Source organism: Acidovorax sp. KNOB132, from assembly GCF_057541515.1.
In genome coordinates this window covers 1-3,814 of sequence record NZ_BAAJYT010000317.1, presented here as the reverse complement: position 1 = coordinate 3,814, position 3,814 = coordinate 1, and the positions used below count along the sequence as shown (strand labels likewise).

At 71.1% G+C, this 3,814-nt stretch carries 2 pseudogenes; one reads left to right on the top strand and one right to left on the bottom strand.

What is annotated here, in order from left to right:
• Positions 1-1,862: pseudogene (locus AC27IO_RS21695) on the top strand (phosphate acyltransferase); the annotation flags it as partial.
• A gap of 123 nt (positions 1,863-1,985) precedes the next feature.
• Here the strand turns inward: AC27IO_RS21695 and AC27IO_RS21690 are convergent.
• Positions 1,986-3,814 (bottom strand): annotated as a pseudogene (locus AC27IO_RS21690) (hypothetical protein); the annotation flags it as partial.

Sequence of the window (3,814 nt, the reverse complement as noted above, 5' to 3'; positions counted from 1 at the left end):
AAGGCGCCCGAGTGCTTCTACATCGAGCGCGAACTCTCCAAGCGCCTGAACATCCCGGTGTTCCACGATGACCAGCACGGCACGGCCATCATCTCCAGCGCCGCGCTGCTGAACGGCCTGGAACTGGTGGGCAAGGAGATCGGCGCGGTGAAGGTGGCCGTGTCGGGCGCGGGCGCCGCCGCCATCGCCTGCCTGGACGTGATGGTGGGCCTGGGCGTGAAGCGCGAGCACATCTTCGTGGTGGACTCCAAGGGCGTGATCCACGACGGCCGCGCGAACCTCGACGAATCCAAGGCCCGCTACGCGCAAAAGACCGAAGCCCGCACGCTGGCCGACGTGGTCAACGGCGCCGACGTGTTCCTGGGCTGCTCGGCCCCCGGCGTGCTGACGGCCGAGATGGTCAAGACCATGGCCGACAAGCCGATCATCCTGGCCCTGGCCAACCCCGAGCCCGAGATCCGCCCCGAGCTGGCCAAGGCCGTGCGCCCCGACTGCATCATCGCCACGGGCCGTTCGGACTATCCGAACCAGGTCAACAACGTGCTGTGCTTTCCGTACATCTTCCGCGGCGCGCTCGACTGCGGCGCGACCAAGATCACGCAGGAGATGAAGCTGGCCTGCGTGCGCGAGATCGCCGACCTCGCCAAGGCCGAGATGAGCGACGAGGTGGCCGCGGCCTATGCGGGCCAGGAGCTGTCCTTCGGCCCCGACTACCTCATCCCCACGCCCTTCGACGTGCGCCTGATCCTGCGCATCGCCCCCGCCGTGGCCAAGGCGGCCGAGGCCTCGGGCGTGGCCACACGGCCCATCCAGGACTACGCGGCCTACCGCGAAAGCCTCACCCGCTTCGTCTACCAGACCAGCATGTTCATGCGCCCGGTCTTCACCGCCGCCAAGGCGCCCCCCAGCGCGTGGCCTATGCCGAGGGCGAGGACGACCGCGTGCTGCGCGCGGCGCAGGTGGCGGTCGACGAAGGCCTGGCGCGTCCGATCCTGATCGGCCGCCCCGCCGTCATCGCCACGCGCATCGCGAAGGCCGGCCTGCGGCTGCAGCCGGGCAAGGACGTGGAGATCTGCAACCCCGAGGACGATCCGCGTTTTCGCCAGTACTGGGAGGCCTACCACCAGCTCATGGGCCGCGACGGCATCACGCCCGAGGCCGCCAAGGCCGCGGTGCGCCGCTCCAACACGCTGATCGGCGCGCTCATGGTGCGCCTGGGCGACGCCGACGCGCTGCTGTGCGGGCTGGTGGGCCGCTTCGACAACCACCTGGAGCATGTGCGCCAGGTGATCGGCCTGAAGGAAGGCACGCCGGACTTCGCCACGGTGAACGCGCTCACGCTGGACCAGCACACGCTGTTCATCGCCGACACGTACATCAACGAGGCGCCCGATGCCGAGCAACTGGCCGCGATCGCGCTGATGGCGGCCGAGGAAGTGCAGCGCTTCGGCCTGCCGCCGAAGGTGGCGTTCCTGTCGCACTCCAACTACGGCTCGTCCACGCGCCCCTCGGCCCGCAAGATGCGCGCGGCACGCGACCTGTTCGTGAAGGCGGCGCCCCACATCGAGTGCGACGGCGAACTGCACGGCGACTCGGCCCTGTCGGAGAAGATCCGCCACACCGCGCTGCTGGAAGGCACGCTGTCGGGCTCGGCCAACGTGCTGATCTGCCCCAACCTGGACGCGGCGAACATTCTGTTCAACGTGCTCAAGACCACCGGCAGCCACGGCACCACCATCGGCCCGATCCTGCTGGGCGCCGCGGCATCGGCCCATGTGCTGACGCCCTCCTCCACCGTGCGCCGCGTGGTCAACATGACCGCGCTGGCCGCGGCGAACGCGGCAGCGGCCAAGGCTCGCTGAACGCAAGGGCGCCGCCAGCCCCATCCCCGCCCGGGGGCTGGGGCTGGCGGCAGGCGCCTGCGCAAGGCACGGCGCCCCATGACCGGCTGACATCTCCGGGATGGAAGATCGATCCCCCGCGCCTCACGCGCGGCGGGGCCTTTGTGCCGGAACATCCAGGCGGTTGTCGATGTGCGAGGCCTCGGCCGCCTCCACGCTCGCCATCTGCACCACCAGATCCACGCCCTGCGTCTTCTGCACCGTGTTGCGCTCGTACGAGCGCAGCGAATAGGGCTGCTTGGCCGCCGGGTCCTTCCACTGCGCCTCGATCGTTTCGGCCAGCGCGGAGACCGCCTGCGGCAGGCCGCTCGGGTGCTGCGCGCACAGCTGCATCGACGAGCGGTAGGCATCGTCGCGCGCGCGGGCCTCGGGCGTCACGATGTAGCGTGCGGCGAAGCTGTGGGTGGGCACCGCGTGGTCGCGGATGTCGGCCAGCAGGCCATCCAGGCGTTCAGGGTCGGCGCCGGCCTCCACCCATTCTCCGAGCTCCGGCGTCACCGCGTTCATGAAAGCGTCGACCTTCTGGTACTCCGTCTCGACGAACGACATCGGGTGCAGGCGGCCGTCCTCGTACACCGCCTCCCGCCGCTGGAACTGGCCCGCGAGGATGTGCTCCGCGCTCACGCCGGCTTGCACCGCCGCGAGCGCCAGGTCCACCCCGCCGGAAAACGAGGTGCTCGAAGCCACGCTGGCGGACGGGCCGGCCGACACCTTGGCCCCGGCCCCGACCCGCGTGGCATGCCCCGCGATCGACCGCTCCACGCGCATGCGCCCGGTGGCGTCGGCATAGTGCTTGGTGACGTTGCGCTGGGCCTCCACGAAGCCGCCCACGCCGGCGCTCACCTTGGCGCCCCATTTGCCGATCGAACCCATCAGGTCCGCACCCAGCCCATGACGGCGGCGGCCATCGCCGGCCAGGCCGATGCGGTTGACCGTCAGCTCGGGAAAGTCCTGCAGCAGGCGCTGCAGCAGCGGGGTGGCGTCGTCCGCCTGCGCCCCGCCCTCGCTGCCGTCGAGCAACGCGTCCACCAGCGCCGAGAACTCCGCCCGCAGCTCCGGCACCGGCCGGCCGACCCGCGGCAGGCGCAGGGAGATGCCCTGGATTTCGGCCTCTTCCTTGCCGTAGAACACGGTATCGAGGTTGACCCCCGCCTTGGCCACACCGATGTCCGGCCCGACGAAGGCGCCGACCCCGATCTGCTTGGAGGCCTGGCGCTGCGATCCCAGCACCAGCTCCATGTCATAGGGAGGCATGGCGATCTCGAAGACCGCCTGGCGGCCGCGCTGCGCCCGGCCATCGACCCGCCCGCGCAGGAAGAAGGCGCTCGCCACCGCGCTGATCGACGACGTGATCTGCCGCAGCCCCACCCCGACCAGCCCGCCGCTGCTCAGCCGCAGCCGGGAAGAGCCCTCGATGTTGGCGATGATGTCCTTCAGGGCCGAACGCACGGTCTCGCGCGTGATCACCGGCACCCGGGTGTCCCGCCCCTCGGCCTCTTCCTCGGCGCGCACAAGCGCCGTGGAGACGGCCTGCACCCAGGGCGCCTCCTGGGCGGGCGCTCCTTCCTCCGTGGGTTGCGCCGCCTGCGCCCCGTCGCTGCCGCTCGCTGGGCGGACCTCGGCAAACCACGCACTCATCGCCTGCGAATCCAGGCGCAGGTCCGCCAGGGCCTGCAGCTGATTCGATTGGGCCAGTTGCTCCGCCAAACCGGGTCCGGCATTGCTCGACACCCGGACCGCCAGGCGGGTCGCGATGTCGGCGCGGGCCGCCTCGTCGAAGCCGGCCCGCTCCAGCGGCTGCGGTGCCGGCGTCTGCAGGCAATGCTCCAGCACGGCCGCTCGCAGCAAGCCATCGGGCACCAGCCCGGGGCCCGGCCAGCGCGCGCGTTGCGCAGCGGCGGCCAGCGGCTCCG